Source organism: Roseisalinus antarcticus (assembly GCF_900172355.1).
GTDB classification, from domain to species: Bacteria; Pseudomonadota; Alphaproteobacteria; order Rhodobacterales; family Rhodobacteraceae; genus Oceanicola; species Oceanicola antarcticus_A.
This window is the reverse complement of the sequence record NZ_FWFZ01000006.1, coordinates 143,640-167,991: the sequence shown is the minus strand read 5'-3', so window position 1 is coordinate 167,991 and position 24,352 is coordinate 143,640. Positions and strand designations below refer to the sequence as shown.

General features: G+C 68.5%; 1 protein-coding gene (running past one end of the window). It reads right to left on the bottom strand.

Features of this window, described 5'->3' with window-relative positions:
• Position 1 precedes the first annotated feature (1 nt).
• On the bottom strand, positions 2-24,352 hold the 3' portion of the coding sequence (locus ROA7023_RS07900) for a putative Ig domain-containing protein (protein ID WP_159458462.1). The gene runs 14,196 nt beyond the window's last position; the window shows 24,351 of its 38,547 coding nt (coding positions 14,197-38,547); the start codon falls outside the window, past its right edge — the gene reads right to left on this strand; it ends in the stop codon at positions 2-4.

The following is a 24,352-nucleotide window of genomic DNA, read 5'->3' as shown; positions in this document are numbered from 1 at the left end:
CTTACGTTGACGAGTCTCCGCCCAGCGTGATCGCGAGGCTTTCCCGGGCCGCGAGCGACAGGTCCCCGACAGCGGCCCGGGGGCCGGTCAGATCACCCGCGATGCGCCCGGTGTCAGGGTCGTATATCAGATCGACGCCGTCGACGGTAATTCCCAAAATCTGCAATCCTCCGGTCCGCCGGGTGCCCGGTGTGCGCAGGAAGCCCAGCGCGGCAAGCGCCACGAGGCCCTGCACCGCATCGCTGACCGGGCCGACCTCGACCAGCACCTCGGCCGCGCTGACCTCGACCAGCCGGGCGCTGCCGCCCGCTTCGGTCGCCGAGACGGATGCCGGGCGGAAGCCCTGGGACGGCAGGCCGAGCCGGAGCAGGACGCTCTCGGCGCCGGCAAGGCCGCCCGCGCGCAGCAACAGCTGGCCGTCCGGCAGCGCGTCGGGGTCCACGTGGCCGGGCAGATCGGCCCGCGCCACCATGCCGTCGACCGAGATGTCGATCGTGGTCTGCGCCAGCAGCCCGTCGTCCACGATGCACAGGTCGCCGATCGCGGCCGGATCGGTCTCGGGGCGCAGGCCGTAATCGGCGTCCTCGCCCACCGCCGCGCCGTTGACCGACACCAGCCGAAGTTCCAGCCCCGAGAAGTCCCGGGCCGCCTCGCCGACGCCGAAGCTGCGGCCGATGAGCGTCACCAGATCCATCTCGCCCAGCGGCAGGTCGCTGCTGCCGCTGATCGTGACCCGCAGCATCCGCGCACCGTCCTCGAACCGCACCGCGGAGCTGACCGACACGCCCGAGGGCAGATCCGCCCCCGGCATCACCGTGGTCAGGCTGACCGGGCCGCTCGGCAGCATCACGTCGAACACCATCGACCGCACGCCCCCGGTGTTCGAGAACAGCACCGGGATCCGGTAGCGGCAATAGACGCTGCCGTCGTCAGGCACCGGGGTGATCCGGATCGGCGAGGTGCCGGTGCCGCCCGGGGCGACCGCGCCGCCGTTGCCGTTGAGGTTCGTGGTCCGCGGCGAGAAGCTGATCAGGCTCGATCCGCCGAGGACCGCGCCGCCACCGCCGCCACCGCTTTCGCCCGCCCCGCCCCGACCGCTCAGTTGCGGGGTTTCGGGGGTTTCGGGAGTTTCGGGACTGCCGGGGTCGGTCGTCTCGGGGTTGACCGACAACAGGAAGCTGACCTCGTCGCGCAGCCCGTCGCGGTCGGTCACCTCCAGCGTCACCAGGTGGTTGCCCGCCTGCCCGGTCGTGTCGCCGACCAGCTGCGGCAGTCCCGCGCCGTCGAGGCTCAGCCAGGACGGCCCGTCGAGGATGCTGAAGCTCAGGTCGTCGACCGGCGTGTCCGCATCGGTCGCGTTGATGTCGAGCGCCAGGTCCGCGCCCTCGTCCAGCGCCATCGGCGCAAGCGGGGCAAAGACCGGCGCGGCCAGCACCGTGACCACGAAGGCCTGGGTGTCGCTGCGCCCGCCCTCGTCGGTGACCGAGACCACGACGCCGAAATTGCCGACCCGCCCCGTGGTGTCGCCGCTGACGGCCCCGGTCCGGCTGTCGACCGACACCCAGTCCGGCCCGCTCGCGATGTCATAGCGCAGGGCCGAGGCCGGGCTGTCGGCATCGCTTGCCCGGGCGATCACGCCCAGCGCCGCGCCGCCCACCAGGGTCACGTCGTCGATCGGCGCCAGCACCGGCGCGGCCTCGACGCTCACCAGCACGGTCTGGCTGGCGGTGTTCCCGTCCGGATCGCGGGCGATCATGGTGACGGTGTAGGGCCCGAGTTCGCCCGAGCTGTCGCCGGTCAGCAGGCCCGAGGCCGGATCAAAGCTGATCCAGGACGGCCCCGAGGCCAGCGCGATGGTCAGGTTGCCGGCGGGGGTGTCGGCATCGGTGGCCGCGATGCGGACCGACAGCGGCTCTCCCTGCAGCAGGGTCTGCGGGCCCACGGGGGCGAAGACCGGCCGCGCGAGGACGTTGACCGTCAGCACCGCGGTGTCGGAATTGCCCTCGGGATCGGTGACCGAGGCGCGGACCCGGAAGGTGCCCACGCGGCCGGTGCTGTCGCCGGTCACCTGGCCATCGGCCGAGACCGAGATCCAAGCCGGGCCCGACACCTTGGCAAAGGTCAGATCGCCATCGCCGGTATCGGCATCGGTCGCGCTCAGCGCGCGGTTGAGCGCGGCGCCCTGCACCAGGGTCACTTCGGCCGGATCGGCCAGCACCGGCGCGGCCTGCACGGTTACCGGCACGCTCAGCGTATCGGTGTTGCCGTCGGGATCGGCCGCCTGCAGCGTCACGGTGAAGGCGCCCAAGTTGCCCGCGCTGGCGCCGGTCAGGCTGCCGGTCGCCGAATCGTAGGTGATCCAGGCGGGACCCGAGGTGATCGTGACCGTCACGTCGGCGATGTCGGTGTCGGGATCGGTGACGGTGATCGGCAGGTCCAGCGCGGCCCCTTCCAGCAGGACCTGCGGTGCGGCGGGGCCGAAGATCGGCGCCCCGCGGACCGTCACATCAAACGTGGCGTCGTCGGAATTGCCGTCCGGGTCGGTCACCCGCACCACCAGGGTCGCGGTGCCGGTGCGGCCGGTGCTGTCGCTGGTCACCTGGCCATCGGCCGAAACCGTGATCCAGCTGGGCCCAGAGACCTTGGTGAAGGTCAGGTCGGCCACTTCCGTGTCGGCATCGGTCGCCGACAGCGTCACGGCCAGCGCGTCGCCCGCGGTCAGAACCTCGTCGCTGGGGTCTGCCAGCAGCGGCGCGGCCTCGACCGAGACCGAGACGACCTGGGTGGCGAAATTGCCCTCGGGGTCTTCGACCCGCAGCGTCACGCTGTAATCCCCGACCTCGCCGGTGCTGTCGCCTTCCAGCGCCCCGGTGGTCGCGTTGTAGATGATCCAGGCCGGCCCGTCGGTGAGGCTCACCGTCAGCTCGTCCAGCGGCGTGTCGCCATCGCTCACCGTCACCGGCATTGAGAGGGCGGCGCCCTCCAGCAGGGTCCGCGGCGCGATGGCGACGAACTCCGGCTCTGCCAGCACGCGGATGTCCAGCACCGCGGTGTCGGTCAGGGTCTCGGGGTCCTCGACCCGGATCGTCACGCTGAAGCTGCCTGGCCGCCCGGTGGTGGACCCGGTGATCCGCCCGTCGGTAGAGACCTGAATCCAGTCCGGCCCCGAGACCTTGGTGAAGGTCAGGTCCTCGAACGGGTCGTTGGCGTCGGTCGCATCGAGCTGCACGTCGAGGGCCGCGCCCTCCAGCAGGACCTGCGGGTCCGGGTCGACGATGGCGGGGGCCGATTGCACGATGACCCGCACGGTCAGCGTGCCGGTGTTGCCGTCGGGGTCGGTCGCGGTCAGAGTGACCTCGAACTCGCCGCCCTGGCCGGTGCTGTCGCCGATCAGGGTGCCGCTGAGGCTGCCGTAGCCGATCCAACCCGGCCCGTCGGTCACCTCGATCACCAGATCCTCGTCGGGGCTGTCCGCATCGGAGACCAGCACGGGGATGTCGATGACATCGCCTTCGGAGAGGGTCAGCGTCGGGATCGGATCGAAGACCGGCACCGCCTGGATTGTCAGCGTCACGGTTACCTGGTCCGACAGCCCGTCGGGATCGGCCACCGCCACCGTCAGATCGGCGGTGCCCGCCTGCCCCGAGGTATCGCCCGAGACCACGCCGGTGACCGGATCGACGCTGATCCAGTCCGGCCCCGCGACCTTCGAGAACACCAGGTCCCCGGCCGGGGTGTCGGCATCGGTCGCCGTCGCCTGCGCCAGCAGGGGCTGGCCGTCGGCCAGGGTACGGTCGCTCAGCCCGTCGATGACCGGGGCCGCGGCCACCCGAAGGGCGAAGCTCGCGGTGTCGCGGTTCCCCTCGCCGTCCTCGACGGAATAGCGCAGGGTATAGCTGCCGCTGCGGGCGCTGGTGTCGCCGGAAATCGCGCCGGTCGCCGGGTCGATGGTGATCCAGTCGGGGGTCTCGGCCAGCTTGCCGAAGGTCAATCCGCTGGCCGGGCCGCCGCGCAGCAGCGCCTGCAGGGTCACGTCGATGGGGGCGCCTTCGGCCACCACCCGGTCGGACACCTCGGTCAGCACCAGGTCGCCGACCACGTCCACGGTGAAGCTCACGTCGTCGAGGCCACCGTCGCCATCGTCCACCTGGACGCGGAACACGTGCTCGCCCGGGTTGCCGGTCGTATCCCACGAGATCGCGCCCGTCTCGGCCACGATCGAGGCGCCGGCGGGTGCCGACAGCAGCGCATAGCGCAGGTCGGCCGGCGCGGTTTCCAGGTCGCTGGCCGTGGCGGTCACCGACAGCTGCACGCCGGCGCCGAGGCTCACGTCGGCGATCGGGTCCATGACCGGCAGGTCGTTGACGGCCGCGACATTGAGGACGACCGTCGCGGGCCCGCTCTCCACCAGGCCGTCCGACACGGTGTAGGTGAAGGTGAAGGTGCCCGAGGCGTCTGCCGGCGAAACAAACCGCCAGGTGCCGTCGCCCACAGGCTCCAGCGTGCCCTCGGCGGGCGGGGTGAAGCTGGCCACATAGACCTGGTCGCCGTCGGCATCGGTGTCGTTGGCGAGGATGTCGAGGATGCCCGGCGTGTCCTCGAACAGGGCAAAGACATCGTCCGCCGCGACGGGCGCGGCGTTGGTGGAGGTCCCCAGAAGGCGCACGTTGTCCACGGCGACCGAGCTGTCGAGATCGCCCATCCCGATCAGGTCGAACCCCAGCCGCAGCGCGTCGGGCCGGCTGGCCAGCCCGCCGAAATCGATGGTGACCAGCAGCGTGCCGCCCGGCTGTTCCTCGATGGTGACGCCGGCCGAGACGAAGCGCGACCCGTCGCTCTGGATGTTGAGCACCGCGTCAGAGCCGGTGAGCCCGGCCATGTCGCCCAGCACCCGGTCGCCGGTATGCGCATTGAACAGCGCGACCTCGAAGGCATCGGGCGCTGTGTCGCCGGGCGCGGTCAGGCGGATATCGCTGAGCGTGAACTGAAGCCCCGTCGCCTCGGCCGGCAGCGCGAAAGTCTGCACCAGGCCGCTCATCTCGCTGGCGCCCTCGTCCATCACGGCGCTGGCCGAAACGATGGCGACATCGCCGCTCGTCTCCCAGCGCCCGGCGGGATCGGCAAGCGGAATGTCGAAGCGTCCGTTACCGAAATCCTCGGCCGGACCGGCTAGCAGGTCGAAGGGCGCAGCCGCCGCGGCCGCCGCAGGCCCCTCGTCCGTCAGAAGCTCGGCGGAGGGGTCGAGCAGGCTGAAGCCGTCGAGGGAGTCCTCGCCGGTGCCAAGCGACAGGAACGGCGTGACGTCGTCCTGTGTGGGCAGCCGCCGCGATCCGGTCTCAAGCACCGTGGTCATCGTGAAGGTGCCCGCGTCGGTCACCGGAATGTCCTGCAATCCCAGGGCGTTGCCCATCTCGTGCAGCAGCACGGTCAGCAGGTCGTAGCGCCCGGCGGCCGCGCCGCTTTCGGCCCGGAACAGGTGGGGCGCCGCGCCCGCGCCGAATTCGGAGGCGTCCCGCGGCGTCGCATCGACGAACCAGCCCATCCCGGCCGCATCGGTATCGACGGTGATCGTGGTGTTCTCCCAGGTCGCCAGCACGCCATCGCCCAGATCGCCCACCACGATCTCCAGATCGGCGAGTTGCAGGCCGGCCCCGACCACCAGCCCGCTGTCGGCCCAGATGCCGGCCGCGGCCTCGGCGACGGCCCGCGCCTCGGCCAGGGTCACGGCCTCGGCCCCTGCCCCGGTCTCGGCCGCGGTCTGGTTGCTGGAGCCGACGAGCTTGATATCGTCGATCAGCATGAGCGAGCTGAGCGCCGAGAGGATGTCGTCGCCCAGTTCGGCGAAGACATACCCGGTCTGCTCCAGGATGTTGTTCGCCGGGTCGTTGACCAGGTCGGTGAACGGCTCGGCGTCCTTCTGGCGGATGGTGAGGCTGCCGCTCCACCCCTTCATCTCGGGCGGAATCGCGAAGTGCACCTTGCGCTTGGTGAACATCGCCGTCCCGAGGCTGACCGGCTCGGCGGTGAAGGTCCGGCCGTCGAGCCTGCGGAACTCGGCCTCCAGCGCCATGGAATCGTTGAGCGCCAGCGGGATCATGACCTCGGCTTCGACGAAATTCATGTTCTGCGGGTAATACAGGCGGTTGTGCGTGACGCTGTCGAGCTGGGCGACGGAATCCAACGCGTCCTGGAACAGGTCTTCCAGCGAGATCGGCTTGCCGTTTTCGTCGGTGCCCAGATACTTGCTCTCGATATCGGGCAGGAAGACGCCGATCAGGTTCTTCACGAAGCTCGATCCGCCCATCAGGAGGGCGTAATCGGTGCCCCCGATCAGGTCGGTGGCCGGCTGGCCGTCGACCAGCTTGTCGAAGAGATAGGCCACCCCCTTGGTGAAGGTGTCGAAGATCCAGTCGGAGGCGGCGTTGACGGCCTGGGTCCGCGCCAGGCTGCCGGCGGGCAAGTTCGCGATGGCCCGCAGGTTGGGCGGCGGGTCGAGCGGCTCGAGGAATTTCGCCTGCTTGATCCGGGCCATGATGAAGTCATAGAGCGCCGACACCGGATCAATCGATTCCAGGTTGTCGAAGAAGAAATCCATCACGGTGTCGAGTTCCGTGCTGGACATGGTGGTCTTGCCATCCGCATCGACGACCTTCGTGCCGCCGAAGCCGTTGGGCACTTCCTTCAGCCCGCGCAGGTCGAGGAACGCCTCGCGTTCCTGTTTCACGAAGGCGGGATCCCTGTCGCGGGCCTGTTCGACCCGCTCGTTCGAGCCGACCTTGGTCACGGCGCTTTCGACCAGCTTGCCGATCGTCGGGCGCAGCACCAGCTTCATGACATCGACGATTTCCTTGTAGAAATTCGTGTTGACCATGAACCAGCCGGTGACGTCCACCGGACCCGACAGCAGCGGTATGAAATCGTCGAACAGGCGGATCGCGTAGGAATAGCCCTCGTCCTCGTCGTCGCCCACGCCCTGGTCGATGCCGCCGTGCATCGACCAGCCCGGCACGTCGTAATGCAGCGGGAACCGGCCGAGGCCCTTGCCAAGGTCGGGCACGCTGATGTTGCTCAGCAGCGCCTTGAACCCGTATTGCGGCTTGCCGTCGGGCCCCTTGATCTTGCCGTCCTGGACCGCCGCGCCGGTGTCGATGGTGTTGTAGAGGACGCTGACCAGCCACTTGAAGTATTCCAGCCCGGACATCTTGGTCCCGTGCTCGAAATCGCCGTTGAATACGGTGGGATAGGGATCGGTCTTCTTGGCCGCCTGGCCCGGATCGGGCTTGGTGTAGCCGACCCCGGTGTTGTCGAAGATCACCGGTGTCTTGGCCGCGTTGCCGGGTTCGGGGCGATAGGGTTCACCGCCGCCGGTGGTCGCGAAGTAATACCCCGAGCCGATCGCCTCGGTGATGGCATAGCCCTTGACGCCCTGCCAGTTGATCCGGTCCTTCTGCGCCTGGACGTGGTAGTTCCTGTAGTAGACCGAATTGAAGGTCGGGATCGTCGTGGCCGCGGAGCTGACCCCATACCAGGGCAGCTTGGAATATTCTTCGGACAGGTAGCGGGTGATGTACTGATAGCTGCGCGCCCCCGTGGTGGCGCCGACGATCGTGCCCTCGTCGCCCGCGCTGCGCCAGACGATCTCCTGGTTGAGGTCGAGCGAGGTGACGTCGGCCGTCCCCAGGTACCAGGTCACCACGCGGTCGTGGGGGGTGCCCATGAAGTCGGAGTTGACGAAGCCCGGCACCTTGCCGGCGGTGAAGTTGATCTCGACGTTCGGGACGCCGATGACCGTGGGAACCGGTTCCTTGGAATCCTTCGAGGTGTCGACAAGCGAGCGGCCGTTCTGGGTCGTGACCTGGGTGAAGCCCGAGAGCTTCTGCTTGAAATAGCCCGCGAAAGTATTGGTATTGGCCGGGGATTCCGGGGCCGACGTCTGGAAGTAGTTGTCCGCGAAATCGACGTTGTCCCAGACATAGACATTGGGATCGACGAAATCGCCGAACGCGATCGGCTTGAGGTTGAGACCGACGAATTTCACGATGTCCGAGAACTTGCTGACGAACGTCTCGACCTTGCCCAGCGCGTTCACGACGGTGAAGGCCGGCGGATAGAACACGCCCGTGATGCCCGCCGCGAGCTTGGCCGCCGAGAGGTAGTTGTTGATGGTGTCGATGGCCGGGAAATCGAGCGTGGCCTGGCCGAAATCGTGCGGGTCCAGGGTGGTCATGTGGATGTCCATGTCCTGGGTGAAATTCAGACCCAGGCGCTGGATGATCTCGGAGTTCACGACCGCGCCGCGCCCGTGGCCGATGAAATGCAGCGGGCTGTTGAAGAGGTTGGCGCCGCTCAGCCGGTTGAGATGCACGAGCGATGCGAACAGCGCGTCGGCGGCGGCCTCTGCATAGCCGGTGTCGGTGATGTCGCTCTCGCGGTACCAGTCTGCGACGATGGTGACCGATTTCCCCTGCTCGATCGTGTTGATGTCGAACGCCTCGGTCCGGTCGATCCGCTTGCCCTGGGCCAATTGCTTGTCATAGCGGTGAAACAGGCCGGTCTGCCGATTGTAGACGAGGATCTCGCCGCCGCCCTGGGCGGTCGACATCAGCTCGGCATAGGCCAGCCATTCGCCCAGCGTGTCCTCGTTCATCGCCGTGTTGGCATAGTCGGGCAGCGGATTCAGCGCGAAGCCGTGGGTCAGCACCGTCACCGTGCTGAACCGGCTGGTGGTCGGCGCCGGCAGGGTGCTGATCGCCGTGGAGCCCTTGGCATTGACCGAGCCCGTGGTCTCGATCCCCCAGTAGAAGGTCTGCCCGCCGGTCAGCAGCCGCGCGATCTCGGGCGCGATCCTGAGCCGCAGGAGGTCCTTGGCCTTGGCGGTATCGCCATCCTCGGGAACGATCCTGGCGCCCTGCTTGATCGTGCCGTCGACCAGAAGCTCGTAGGTGTATCCGGACTTCAGCGAAATGCCGGATGCGCGGGTATCGACGATCCGGCCGGGGTTGCCGTCGACCGGGTCGCCGCTGCCGGAGCTGCCCACCCGGGGCCGCACCGGATCGGTCGGAAACAGACCCTGTCCGGGCTGGAGCCCGGAGAGGAAGAAGTTGCCGGTCCAGAACTGGAGGTCGGCGCGGTCGGTGTCGATCATCGCCTCGAGCACCAGCTCGTCGGGGTCCTCGCCGTGCACCTGCACCTGGCCGCGCGGCGCGCGCAGCTCCAGCCCGGTGACCATCTGCACCGAGAGGCCGCGGGCATAGCGGAACACGTCGATCGGATCGCCGTAGATCGGCGCGGAGGCGGGGTTGTCGATCTCCCGGTCCTCGGTCCGGTCGATCGGAATCTCGCGGTTCAGCGCCCGGTTGAAGGACTTGATCGCCCAGTTCTCGATGTTGAAGTTCACGATGTTGCCGGCGCCGCGGTAATTCGCGAACAGGACCTTGCCGCCCGGGGCCATCTCCAGCTCTGTGATGAACTGCATCGGGACCGGGCTCGAGGCGCTCTCGAGCTTGCCGACCGGATCGTGGACGCCGATGATCTCGTTCTCGGTCCACTCGCCCAGGCTCATCTCGAACGGGTTGCGGATCAGGCCGACCTTGGAGCCGAGCGAATGGCGCAGCTCGATCTCGTAGGCCATCTCGGAGGGCAGCTTGAAGTAGCGCGACACCTCGTAATCCGCGACGAAGGCATAGCCCCCGTCCGGGGTGACCGCGACGGCGCTGGGGTTCCAGATGTCGAGGTCGAAATACTGGCTCGACAGCCGGTCGTAGTAGGACAGGTCGACATAGAGCCGGCCGCCGAAGGCGGAGAACGAGTCCGGCACGTATTTCACCCCGACCGCGCCCTGGTTGAGCTGCAGCCGGCGGCGCGTGCCGCCATTGTCGCCCGGGGGCGGGTCGAGCCGGTTCACGTCGACGTCGAAGTTCTTGGGCTCGTTCCGCGTCACATGGATCGTGCGGAAGCCTTCGCGGGCATCCCCGCGCGAGACGAAGACGAGCTTGTCGGGATCCGCGGTGGCGGCGATGTCATAGGGGTCGACCCCGGCGGGGATCTGGTAGAAATCCTCGAAGTAATGGTTCTCGCCGCCCGCCTGACCGCCCGGCGGACGGTGGTCCTGGTTGACGTTGATCACGTGGATCATGCCCTCTTGGCCCGGCCCGTTCAGCCAGCCCTCGTCGCCCAGCATGTTGCCGTAGGGCACCGCCACATAGAGCAGCGTGCCGTCGGCGTTGATCTCGATGCCGTTGATCTGGCCGCCGGTGCGCTGCGCGGCCTCGGCCGGGATCTGCAGCGCGACCTTGGGCATCTGCTGCAGATAGGTCGAGGAACCGGGCCGCAGGTCGATGGTGAAGATCTTGCCGAGCCCTGCCACGTAGAGGAAATTGCCCTGCGGATCGAGCACGATCTCCTGGCTCATGCCCACGTCCGGGATCTCGATCAGCTGCAGGCCGGCGGCATCGGGGTCGGGGTCGAACTGCCGCAGCCGCAGCATGTCGATGATCGCGATGCCTTCCGGCGTCGCCACGTAGGCGGCCGACAGATCCGAGGCCATGGCGGTGTCGATGACCCGGCCGAAAATCTTGTTCGTGCCGTTCAGCAGCGTGATGAACTCGGTCACGTTCTGCTCGCCGGTATAGCCCGAGGGCTGCACGTTGAAGAGCTCCACCCGGGCGGCGTAGCCGTCATCCAGATCGACGCCGCCGACGATGCCGTAGCCGACGGTATTGGCAACGGTGAAGGCCGAGGACCGGGCCATCGGCGCGGGCAGCACCCAGGTCCCGTCGCCGGCGGCGGTGGCCCCGCGGCCGGGCCGCTCGACATAGATCTGCGCCCGGCTGACGAGGATGTCGTCGGGCAACTCGACCACGAAGGAGCTGACGTCGGTCTGGCCGCCATTGACGACGTTGGTGAACGCCCCGCCGTAGACATACTTGCGGTAATTGCCCATCTCGAAGACGACGCGCAGATCCCTGGGATTGGAGCCGAAGCCGTCGACGTTCAGGAAGTTGCGGCCCTCGACCAGGATCGAGGGCTTCTCCGCGGTCTCGTTGAAGCCTACGATGCGGGTCACCTGCGGCCGCGTATCCAGTACGTCCGGGCGCGGGTCGGTGATGTTGCCGGTGATGTCGATCGCCTTGGCGAGAGGCTGCTTCTCGACGTTGAACGTGTCCTTGGTGAACTTGCCCGCCCAGTCGCTGTAGACGTTGATCTCCTGGATGCGTTCGTCGCCCCAGTAGGTGTAGGCCGCCCAGCCCACGGCCGCCCCCGCGATGCCGACCGCCGCGATCCCGCCCAGCAGGCTTCCCGACAGGGTCGCGATGCCCGCAGCGATGGCGACGCCGCCGGCGACGATCAGCGCCGATTTCATCGCCTGCTGGAACTTGATGCCGACCAGGTCCATCTTCTGGTTGACCTTGGCGACGATGATGCTGCCGCGCTCCGACAGGCCCGGGAACGGCGGCGAGGCCGTCCGGGCCAGGCCATCCTCGCCCACCGTGCCGCTGTCGACCAGCGTCCACATTTCGCCGACCTCGCCCTGGGTGACCTCGGAATGATCCATCAGGACGAAGAACGCGACCTCGTCGCCCGCCTGGGCCACGCTGCTGTCCACGGGGGCCGCGAACTGGATCGGGCCGTCGATATCGCCCGTGACCGAAAGCTCTGCCCCGGCCACGAATTCGAAGTCAGGAGGCACCGCGACGGTAAGGTCGGATTCGTCGAGCTTGGTCAGGCTGACGTCGCTGCCGTCCTGCAACTGCCCCGGCCCGAAGGTCGCGACGATCCCGTCCTCGTTGCGCAGGGCTCCGCCCTCGGCGCCAATGGTGCCGGTGTTGCCCTCGATCGGGGCGGCGACCTTCACATCGATGGTCTCTTCGCCGTAGCCATAGATCGCGGTGACCGTGGTGGTGCCTTCGCTGACGGCCTTGATCAGCCCGTCATCGGTGACCGTCACGATGCTCTCGTCGCCCACCACGTAGATCGCGCCATCCTCGGCGGACTGGACCTGGAAGTTCTCCTCCTTGTCCTCGCCGATGGTGATGATAATCTGCCGTTCGCCGCCCTCCGACAGGATCGTCACGTCGTCGGGATAGGCATCGATGCCGTAGATCAGCGACGACACCTTGCGGCCCTCGTATTCCACGCCGACCCCCACGACCGTCCCGGCCGAGATCGTCCCGCGCGAGACCGTGACCGCGGTCGTGCCCTCCGCCTTGGCGGTCAACACGCCCGACGAGGACAGGGTCACGCGGCTGGGGTCGAGGATCTGCGCGTTGACGTAATCCAGCGGCAGGATCACGTCGGCCTGGTCGCCGAACTGGCCCACGACATGGACCTGGTCGATCTCGCCCACGCCGTCGAAATAGTAGTTCCGCTTGACGAAATCGAGCGACAGCAGTGGCGAATCCGAGACATCGACGTCCAGCGTGATCGGCCCCGTGGAGCTGAACCCGTCGTCGGCCATCAGCGTGATCGTCGCCGCACCGCTGAAGCCCGCGATCGGCGTCAGGCGCAGCCGCTGGCCGTCGCTGGTGAAGGTCGCGGTGACATTCTCGGCCGAGATCACGCGGAAGAAGATATCGTCGCCCTCTTCATCGCTCGCGATGTCGCTCAGCGGGACGAAGACGGCCAGTTCCTCGTGGGTGAAGACCTCGGGCAAAGTCTCGGCCACCACGGGCGCGAGGTTCGGCCGGACGCCGAAGTTGACGTTCAGCACGCCGCGGTCGTCGACATTGACCACGCCGTCGCCGGTGATGTCGCCGTCCGGGGAACCGGCGTTCAGCGCGCTGCTGTCGTCGCCGTCGACCTTGCCGTCGCGCGTGAGGTCGCCGCCCACGGAGATGTCGAGCGTCCCGCCGCCCGCGGTCTCCACCTCCAGCCGCTTCAGCCCGCCGGTGCGCACCGCAAAGAGCGCGACGACCCCGTCGGCGGTCGACTCGGTCGACAGCAGGTCCGCCCCGCCGAGGCGGATCTCGGCATCCGGGTCCGACATGGCCAGCCGCAGGATCATCCGGCCGCCCGCGGCGCCGGCGATCTCGCTGTCGCGGATGAACATCGAATAGGTCGCGGTGCCGGCGCCCACCGTGACCGGGGAGCCGGTCAGCGAGACCAGCCCGCCCAGGTCGGCGATCACCGGCGTGGTGGTGACCTCGGGCAGGTAGCTGATCGCGCGGCCCGTGCCCTCGATCTCGGAGGACAGGGTCAGGAACGGGCCGTCGTAGCCGTAGCGGTAGCCGGTCCCGTCCTCGAGCGCGCGCATGGAGGTCAACCGCCCCGCGCCATCGTATGTGTAGACGAAGGCCTGGCCGTCCGCCGTGGTGATCCGGCCGATCAGCCCGCCCTGGTCGCGCAGGAAGCTGATGGCGTCGCCGTTGGTCGCCGTGATCCCGCTGTCGCTGACAAAGAGCCGCTTGCCGTCCTGCCGGATCTCCTGCACCCGGCCCGAAGAGCCGAGCACGTAGCTGCGCCCGTCGCCCGAGGTCAGGACATAGGGCTGCACGCCGGCCACGACCGGGTCCTTCAGGCTGTAGGGCAAGCCGTCGTCGACCGTGTAAAAGGCCCCGCCCGACTTGCGCAGGAAGGTCTCGGACGAGGTCAGCGACCAGTCGCCCTGCCCCGCGTCCGCGACCCAGGCCGGGACGTAGAAGGTCAGGTTGCCGACCTGCTCGGGCTCGGGGCGGAAGGTGAAGCCCAGCCGCGTGCCGTCCGGCGCCGTCAGATAAAGCCGTGCGCCGGCTTTCAGCGCCGCGTGGACGCCCAGACCCTCGCGGCCGGTCTCGCCGGCCTCGATCGTCATGTCGGTTTCGAGCCCCGCGCTCCAGAGGCCGAAGGCCCCGCCGCCCGACAGGCTGTCGTAGCGCCGCGCGAAATCGAGCGTGATCCCGTCTAGATCGACGCTGAAATCGACGACCTCCTCAAGGTAGCGGCCGGTCTTGTCGGCGCCCTTGACCTCGATGTTGACGGTCTCGCGCACCAGCCGCCCGCCGATGTCCGTCGCCGTCAGCCGCAACTTGTAAAGACCGTTGAGCAGCCGCCGGGTGTCGAGCTCTCCCAGGGTGCCGGCGGCGGGCTCCTCGCCCTCTCCCAGCACCGACAGCACGGTGGTGCCCGCCCGGTTCAGAAGTTCGAGCGTCCAGGTGTCGAGGTTGGCGTCGGCGACGACCGCCTCGATCCCCTGCACGCCCGAGATCGGCCCCAGCCCCAGCAGCGGGTCGATGATGGCCACCGGCGCCGAGCGGTCGGACGGGTCGCGCACCTTGATCGGCAGCAGCGCTTCGCCCTCGATCCCGTCGGCATCGAGCGCCGTTGCCCGAAGCGCGATCTTGCCCGGGCTCGTCGGGGTCACGTAGGCGCGGCCCTGCGCGTCGAGCGCCTGTTCCACGCCGTCCACGTAAAGCGTCACATCGGTGATGTCCGACAGGCTGTCGGCCACCACCTGCACCAGCACCGACTGGCCCGGCACGGCCGGGAAGCTGGGCGTAAGCTCGATCCGCACCGAGGGTTCCTGGCGTTCCAGCGAGGCGCGCATCACGATGGTCTGGCGGTCGGTCAGGCTGCCGTCGGAGGCGAGGAAGGTGACGTAATAATCGCCATCCTGACCCGGTCCGGGGGTCCAGGTGACCTCTCCGGTGGCGCTGTCGAGCACCGCGCCGTCGGGCAGGTTCACGGCGCTGAATTCCAGCGTGTCGCCGTCGGGATCGCTCGATTCCAGGGTGAAGCTGCGCGGCTCGCCGATCAGGAAGGCCCGGTCGGAGGCGGCGAGTTCGGGCGCGCGGTTCACGTCGGCAATGTCGATCAGCACCACGATCTCGTCGGACAGGCCCGACGGATCCTGGGCGGCGAAGCGCAGGGAATACTGCCCGGACTGGTCGTATTGCGGGATCCAGACGAATTCTCCGCGCTCATCCGAGAAGGCCGCGCCTTCGGGCAGCGTCGACAGTGCCGACAGGATGACCGGGTCGCCGTCGGGGTCGGCCACGGCCAGGCTGAACCGCAGCTCGGCCCGGTCGCGGCCGAGCTGGGTGATCATCGGCACGAAGACCGGGGCGCGGTTGGTCTCGTCGATCTCGATCAGCACCTCCTCGGTGCTCTCGGCGTTGCCGTCGCTGGCGGTCACGATGATCGTGTAGCTGCCCGCCTGGACGCTGGTCGGGGTCCAGTCCAGCGTGCCGGTCTGGCGGTCGAAGCGCGCCCCGGCGGGCAGGTCCTCGGCGGTGAAGGTCAGCCCGTCGCCATCGGCATCGCTCGCGCCGAAGGTATGCGAGAAGGCCTCGCTCTCGGTGCCCTTGAGCGTGCCCAGCGGGTCGAGCACCGGTGCCGCGTTGGCGGTGCGCACGGCGACGGTGAACTGCAACTGGGTGCTGCCGGGGTCGGTCAGGCCGGAATTGCCGGTGTCGGTCGCGGTGATCGTGGCGGTGCGGCTGCCCACGTTGGCGGCCGTGGGCGTCCAGGTCAGCGTGGCGCGACCATAGATCAACGGATCCATGCTCAGCACCGCGCCGGGCGGCAGGCCGGCGAGGTCGAAGGTCAGGTCGTCGCCGTCGAGGTCGGTGGCGTCGATCTCGACCGACATCTGGGTGCCCACGACCCCCACCACGGGGCCGCGATAGGCAAACTGCGGCGGCTCGTTGTCGCTCTCGACAGTGATGACGAAGGTGCGGATGTCGCCGCGCAGCACGCCCTGCCCGCCGCCGTCGTCCGAGGCCACCAGGCTGACGGGATGGTCGCCCCGGTCCCAGACGCCGGGGGCGATGCGGATCACGCCGGTGCCGTCGCCGCGGTCGGTGAATGTGATGAAATCGGGCAGAGGGATGCCCGGCTGCTCGTTGAACAATTGCAGCGTGACCGGGTCGCCCTCGGGGTCCTGGGTCGCGACCTCGATCTCGAGCACCTCGTCGCGGGCGAGCGTGACGTTGCCGTAATCGGGCAGCTCCGGCCCCAGGTTGAGGTCCAGCACCTCGACCTCGACCTCGGTCTCGACACTGATCGGATTGCCGGTCTCGGCCCCGTCATCCGTGGCGCGGAAGCGGAAGGTATAGGTCCCGGCCTGGGTCGCGCCGGGCACCCATTCCAGCGCCCAGGTCTCGGTGTCGAAGGTGGCGCCCTCGGGCAGCGGGGTCAGCAGCTCGATCTCGACCGTCTTCGGCACCGCATCGTTCTGCATCACGGTGCCGTCGGGCAGCCGGATGCCGGGCTCGTACTCCGGGTTGTCGGGGTCGAAGGCGAAGGGCCGCACGGCAAAGCGCTGGCCCTCGTAGACCCTGAGCCCGTCGAGATTGTCGAAGACCGGCGCGCCGTTGCCCTCGGTCACCTCGATGGTCATCGGCTGCAGCGCCACGCCGTTGCCGTCGGACACGGCAAAGAGCACCTCGTAGGTGCCCGCCTGGGTATAGCCCGGGGTCCATTCGAACTCCCCCGTCAGCGCGTTCAGCGAGGCGCCGAACGGCAGCGACGCGTTGAAATTGCCGAAGGTCAGCGGTGTGCCGGGGTCGGCCTCGGCCCCGAGGTTGAAACGGATGCGGTCGCCCTCGGTCACGGTCATCGACCGGGCCGGAACGCTGAGCGAGACCGGCTGCGCGGCCTCGGCCACCCGGATCGCCACGTTGATGGCGACCTCGCGCAGCCCGTCGCTCGCGCGCAGGGTCAGGGTGTGGGTGCCCGCGGATTCGTACCCCGTGGCCCAGCTGAACCGGCGCAGCGCGCTGTCGTAGATCGCGCCGTCGGGCATGTCGTCCATCCAGGTGACGATGTCGTCGCCGTCGGGATCGGTCACCAGAACGTCGAACTCGACCACGCCGCCCTCGGCGACCTCGAATTCCGTCGGCGCGTTGAGGAAGACCGGCGCCTCGTTGCCGCCCGCCACGCTGACCACGAAACGCTGGAGCGTCACCGCCCCCCGCGCGTCGAAGGCCTGGACGACGACGGGAACCTCGCTGGCGGTGCCCTCGGCCGGGGTCCAGGCAAGCTGGCCGGAGGTGGCATCGAGGGTCATGCCCTCGGGGCCGCTGAGCAGGTTGTAGATGATCGAGTTGCCGTCCGGGTCGAGCGCCAGGACATTGGTGATCAGCGCCTCGCCGACACTCGCCTGGGTCGGCGGCTCCGACACGAAGACGGGCGCGGCGTTGGGCAGGCCCGCGGCGACGACGCCGGTCGAGAACTGCACCCGCTGGCGGCCCGGGGTGGCGATGCCCACGGTCACGCCGCTGGTGCCCTCGCCCGGGCCCAGCCGGCCGTCGGCGGGCAGCGCGGCGCTGAGGTCGATCAGCCAGAGGCCGTCGTCGGTCTGCCCGTCAGCGGCCACCGGCACGCCCTCGTAGCCCCGGCGCGGATCCAGCGTCAGCAGGGCGGGCAGCACGATGTCGCCCTCCGACAGGTTGGTCAGCACGACCTCGTAGGACACGACGCCCGTGGCGCGGTCGAACCGGGTGCGCGTGAACTCGATCCCCAGTGTGGACGACAGATCGTCGAGGCCGCGGAAGGCGGTCTCATACGCGGTGCCCATCCGCAGGCCGTAGAGCGAGGTCACGTCCTCCGAGACGGTGACCGTGTAGTCGTCCGCCGGCAGGTTCGAGAACTTGAGCAGGACCGTGCGCGAGGTCGCGTCATAGAGCACGGCCACCGGCGCCACGCTGCCGCCGCCGGCGCCGACGACGCTGTAATTGTCGGGGTTGATGACCGAGGCGCTGCTGGTCGGATCGCCCGCGAACATGTCCTGGTCGAACCGGATCGTCATCACCGGCAGCGGCAGCGGCACCAGCGCCCCGTCGGGCGGATTGGTGGCGACGACGGCGGGCGAATAGGCCGGGGCCACCACGTCGACCTGGGTCGACTGGCTGATCAGCACCCGCCCGTCGGACAGGGTCAGGACCTCGTCGCCCCGGGTGCCGCCGCGGGCCACGTCGACCCGGCGCAGGGTCGCCTGGTCGACCATGGTCAGGACCGAGCCGCCCGAGACTTCGCCGGTGTCGCTGACGGTGCCGCTGTTGTGGGTGATGAAGATCAGGTCGGCGATGTCCGTGCCGGTCCGCCCGAAATCCAGGCTGTCGATGGGCGAGGTGAATTCCAGCATCAGCTCGCCGCGCTGGCGTTCGTCGAAGCGGATGACCTGCTCGCGGTCGGGCCAGGTTACGGCCCAGAGGTCGCCGTAATTGTCGAAGGCCAGCGACGAGACGCGCAGGTTCTCGTCGCGGCTCCATTGCTCGAACTTGCCGGTGGCCGCGTCGAATTTCAGCACGCCGCTGTGGGCGCCGACGTAGATCGTGCCGTCCGCGGCGATGGCGAGCCCCATGGTCAGCCCGTCGCCGAACCGTTCCAGCACGCCGCCCGTGGTCGGGTCGAGCCGCAGCAGCGCACCGCCGCCCGTGGTCGCCCAGATCCGGCCCGAGGGATCCTCGGCCAGGTTGAACACCGGCTCGTCCAGGGTGATCAGCAGCGTATCGGCATCGGCCGCGCCGCCCTGGTCGTCGAACAGCCAGATCGAGCCGCGATTGGCCCCGCCCGACACCCAGATATCGCCGTTGGAGCGTTCCAGCAGCGCCATCGGCGCGATGTCGGCGTTGCTCGACGGCACGTCGGTGGCAAAGGACTGCCCGATGAAGGGGCTGAGGACGCTGGTGAATTCCGACACCCGCGTCAGCGGATCGGAATTCGGGACATTCTGCTCGGCCCGGTCGAACAGCGCGTTGGTCGAGGGCGTCTCGACCACGGGCGGCGGCTCGCCGAAGTCCGGCGGGGTCGTGGACTCGACCTCGGGGGCCGAGCCGAGGTTGACCGGCTGCCCGTCCGAGGTGACGGCCGAGCCGTCGTCCGGGGTCTCGCGGTTGCCGGCGATATCCGTGGCCAGGGCCAGGAATTCGTAGGTCTTGCCCGCCTCGCCCTGGAACACCTCCGATCCGCTGGCCTCGGTCAGGCGGCGCTGCCAGATCCGGAAATCGCCGCCGTCCGTCGCCACATAGAGCGTCACATGCCGCACGCCCGACCCGCCGAGGTCGTCCTCGGCCTCCCAGTCGACCACGTAGTTGTTCGTGCCGGTCACCCGGCTGACGGAAATCGCGGTCTGCGGGCCGGCGCCATCGACGGCCTGGGTGATCTCCAGCGTCTCTTCGGGGGCGGCGGTGTCGAACAGCACGCGGGCCTGGGCCGAGATCCGGGTGCCGGTCTCGACGTCGTCGCCCGGGCGCACGGTGTAGCTGACAAAGCCCGCGCCGATCCCGCCCTCGGAGTTCGGCGGCAGCAGGCCGCGCGTGGTGCTCTGGATGACCTCGCCGGTCAGCGGGTCGATCGCCTCGATCACCCAGCGGGCGGCGGCGGGATCCTGGTAGAGGTCGACACCGGCGCTGACCCGGACCACGAAGCCCAGGGTATTGGTGAAGTCGATCTCGTCCTGGTAGAACCAGCGCCCCTCGGGCACGTCGATGGTGATGTCGCCGATCTTGATGTCGCCCAGCTCGAACGAGCGCGCGTCAAGGTCGGGGTCGAGCCGGGTGACGATCTCTATCCGGTTCGCCCAGGTGCTGGAATCGGGGTCGTTCTCGAAATTCACCGTGTAGGGCAGCGCCTGGGTCGCCGGCAGCCAGCCCATGGTGTCCAGGGTCTGCGGACCTTCCAGCGAGGCGAGCCGCGCGGTTCCCGCCTCGGAGGCGTAGTATTCGCTGAAGTCCAGCGTCTCGAAGCCGGCGCCATCCACCGGCTCGGGCGAGGCCTGGAAATCCTCGGGCAGCGCGGCTCCACGGCTTTCGAACGGCACCCATGGCACATAGATCCGAACCGCCTCGAAATGGGTCTCGTTCGTGAGCCCCAGGTCGTAATCGTCGAAGGTCACGATCTCGGGGATCGGCACTTCTCCGGAGTAGCGATCGGATTCGCGCGGGTCCCAGAAGTCGATCTCGGCCATCACGTCGGGGGTGTGACCATAAAGCCTGCGCACATCCTCGAAGAAGCCCAGAACATCGCCATCCGAGCGGATCTCTTCGCCCGCGCGGCCGAACAGGATGCCCGAGGACAGCACCGCCATCAACGACAGCACCTGGGTCTTGGTCCGCATCGGCGGCACGTCTTCGGCGTCGCGCAGGATGCCGGCCGTCTCCAGCCCGGCGAGGTAGAGCTCGACCCAGGCATCGGGGTCGCCGACGATGGCCACCAGCGGCCCCGGCACGTCCTGCGCCGTCAGCACGGCCTCGCGCAGGTCCATCGCGAAGGCGGTCTGCTGGGCCACGAATTCCGCGCGGGTCAGCGACGTCGCGGCGGCGAAGATGTGGAAGCGGAACGGGATGAACGGGATCTCGTCCTTGCCGGGCTTGGCGACGTTCTGCTCGTAGAGCTCCTCGAACGGGAAGTTCGCCAGCTGCCCGGCAAGGGCCGGGTTGGTCTCGGCCACCTTCGCGGTCAGCGCCTCGAACCACTCGCCGATCGCCGCCTCGCCGCCCTCTTCGAGGATCCCGTCGAGTTCCGGCACCAGCAGCGCCATCCGGTCGCGGAAGGCGCCGAAGGCCTCGTCATGCAGCTCTCGCAGGCCCGGGTAGGTCTGCAGGTTGAAGCTGAAGCCGCCGAAGCCGTCGGCCGGCAGATCCTGCACATAGCCCGAGGCGGTCAGCTGACCGTTGAGGTTGACGATGCTTTCCAGCCCGGCCCAGAACACGTCGGCATTGGGCGTGCCTTCCGCCCCGTCCGGCGTGCCGCGCACGTTGCTGAAGAAATCCAGCATCGGCAGGCCATAGACATAGGGATTCAGCAACAGCTCCGGCACGCCTACCTGGAAGAAGGTATAGGGCGCGTCGAGGTTGTTGAGGTTCTCGAAGGCGACCGAATAGGTCTCGACATCGCCCGGCAGCACGATCCGGCTGCCGCCGACGCCGATGGTCACGTCGCCCTCGATCGCCCGCTCCACGAGGTAGCGATAGGGCAGCACGGCCTGTTCGCCCGAGGGGTTGGTCACCTCGATGTCGTAGAGCCCGTGCGGCGCACCGCTCAGGTCCCAGACGGCGATGATCTCGGTGCTGTCGAGGACGGTCCAGGTCTCGGGCGAAAACTCGGCGATGCCCGGACGGACCAGCTTGACCGTGGCGCCCTCGGCGAATTGCGCCCCCTTGATCCGGGTGGTCACCCATTTGGAATCGCCGCCCCGGTCGCTTTCGACGTCGATGATCGCCAGCGGCAGAAGCTCGGCCAGGATCGTGAGGTCGGTGCCCTCGGCCGGCCCCGAGAAATTGCGCAGCGAGATGTAGTAGATCCCCGGTTCGGTCGAAGGCACGAAGGCCACCAGGTCCGACGACAGCGGCCCCTCGTAGGTCGCGTCGAAATCGTTCGGGCCGGGCAGCCTGTCGTGGCTGAGGAAGATCTCGTTCGAGGCGGTGCTTTCCGACGACAGCACCGTGACGCGCAGGGTCTCGTCCGGCGGCACCACGATGCGGTAGAGCTTTTCGCGCCCGTTGCCGAGCGACACGGTGGTCGGCGTGCTCAGCAGAAGCTCGTCGACGCTGACCTGCAACGTGTCGGCCGAGGCGGTGGTGTTGTTCTCTTCGCCGGTGTCCTCGAAGATCTGGTTGAAGATGTCAGTGCGCACGATGACCCGGTAGCCGCCGGGCGTGGCCGCGGGCATCGTGGTCTGCAGCTCCAGCGTGTAGCTGTCGCCGGGCGCGAGGTCGCCCACATGCTCCATCCGCCCGATCGGCCGGTCGCCGATGTCCCAGGTGCCGTCGGCGGACAGGAACACGCTGTCGGACCAGCGGCCGGCGGCCACCACGTCGTCGGAATTGTTGGTCACGGTCCATTTCACCGTGATCGGATCGCCCGCGGCGGCGCCGGAGGGCACGACGATCGAAGTGACCTCCAGGTCGGTCGGCGGCGGCAGGTCGATGATCACCGGCACGTCCGAGGCGCGCGAATTGTTCGCTTCGTTCTCGCCCTCGAACACGTCGCCCTTGGCGGTGTAGCGGGCCGGATCGGTGACGACGAAGACGTAATAGGCCTCGGTCGCCATGTCGTTGGGCACACCGAAGCTCTGGCTGATTTCGTAGCTTTCGCCCGCACCAAGTCCGCCCTGGTGGCGGATCTGGCCGAGGAACCTGTCGGAGCGGATGTCGAGATATTCGTCTCGGCTGAAATAGACGAGATCTGTCCAACTGCCCTGTTGGACCGGGGTCGCCCCCCCGACGTTGGTCACCTCGTAGGTGACGTTGAACTGCTGACCCCGAACCACGCGTTCGGGCACCTCAAGTCTGGACACCTTGAGGTCGGGCGCGACATAGGGCGTGACCTTGATCGCGGCCGAGGTGGTGTTGTTCCCCTCGCCCTGGAACTCGCGCACCGTGCCGTTGGCATCGCCGCGCACCCCGGGGAAGCGGTCGGAGATCGAGGATTTCACCAGCCCCGATTCCCCCAGCCCGCTGTCGGCCACGGCCAGCACGTGGAAATCCCCCTCGATCTCGAACGGGATGGTGACGGTCACGGTCGCGGTATAGCTCTCGCCGGGCTCCAGCACGCCCTGGTGGTAGTGCTCGGCGCGGATCTCGCGGCCGTCCTCGACCCGGCGCATGAGGTAGTCGCGCTCGTCCAGCGAGGGGTCGAGCGACAGGTAGACCCGGTCGCGCCAGGCGCTCTCGCGCGTCGCTCGGGTGCCCACGTTGGTCACTTCGAAGGTGATGTCGAGGGTCTCGCCCGCCGCGGCAGTGTCCTTCACCTCGAGGACGCTGACCTTGAGGTCGGGCTCGTCGTAGAGAACGTCGAACTCGGCCCGCAGGACCGACCCGCTCGGCCCTTCGAACGCATTCCGGGTGTAGCCCTGGTATAGATCGGCATCGGCCGAGCCGGAGATGATCGGCCAGGACCGGTTGTCGCCCGCGTCCCGGTCGGTGTTGGTGAAGGCATAGATGAAATAGCGCCCGTCGATGCCCTGCGGCAGCCGGCCCGTCACCGTGCCGGTGTAGCTGTCGCCCGGCTGCAGCGGCGTGGCGTTGGAGATCGTCGGCGTCTGCAGCTTGACCGCCCGGTTGCGGATGAAGGTCGGGTCGGGCGAGACCCAGATCGCGTCGCGCCAGTACTCCGTCCGGTCCCAGACCGGCGCGTCGCCGGTATTCCTGACCGTGTAGGTGAAGGTCACCTCCTCGCCGGAGCGCGCCCCCTCCGGCGGCACGATCTCGACCACTTCGAGGTTCGGCGTGGCGCTGCGCACCAGGGTCTCGGCCAGGTCGGTATCGTTGGTCCGGTCGGAATCCGAGGTCGCCTGGACCGACGCGATCAGGTAGTTCGCGTCGACCCCGGGGTTCAGCGTCAGGCTGCGGGTCAGGGTCACGCTCTCGCCGGGCTGCAGGGTCGGGCCGGTGGCGTGGAAGGTCCAGCGCTCGCCGCCCGGCTGGGCGGTCGTGGCGAATTCGCTGAGCGTGAATTCGACGCGGTAGCCCACGCTCGGCCCGTCGCCGTGGTTGGTCAGCGTGTAGGTCACCTCGAAGCGGCCATCCTCGCCCACCGCGCCGGCGGTCGCCTCGGGTGTCAGGCTGTCGATGGTCAATTCCAGGTCGGGGTTCACCACCGGGGGCGGGTTGCCGATGACCGCGATGCCGCTGCCGACGATGCCGCCGCCGCCGGCGCGGTAGTTGCTGGAGTTCAGCTCGGTCGGATCGTCGGGGTTGGCGTTGACGGCCAGCGGATCCTCGAGGACCGTGCCGTAGGGATCGACCCAGGGCGTGATGTAATAGGTGCCCGAGATCACCCGGTCGGGCAGGTCCACCGTCACCGTGCGGTCATAGCCCTGCCCCACCTCGAGGATGCCGCCGGTGTATTGCAGGGTCTGCAGCAGCACGTCGCCCTGGCCGGCGCTGGGGCGGTTCTTGTCCCGGGTCAGCCAGATCTGCTCGGTCCAGTTGCCGATGTTGCTGTCGCCCGCGCCGCGGTTGGTGACGGTGTAATTGACCGTGACCTGCCCGCCCTCGAAGGACTGGCTGGGCGCCTGTACCTCGTCCACGACGAGGTCGGCGAAGGGGATCGGCTCGATATAGACCTCGTGCACACCGACGTTGTTGGCCTCGTTCGGGAATTCGTCGACCTGGCGGCCGGAATCCGTCTCGACCAGCAGGTAGACCGTGCCGCGGAACCGCTGGGGCACCACGAAGCTGGCCTCCTGGCTGAGGTAGCTTTCGCCGGGCGCGAGGGCCGCCTCGTTGCTGAAGGCGCCCAGCCGGATGTCGTCCGAGGTGACCTTCTCGTCCAGCGAGAGGTAGACCCGGTCGGTCCAGTTCGGCACGTCGGTCGCGACCGGCCCCTGGTTGATGACGGTAAAGCGCACGCTGCCGGTGCCGCCCGCGGTAAGACGGTCGGGCGCGATGAAGCCCGCGACCTGAAGGTCGGGCCGCGGCAGCAGCGAGAC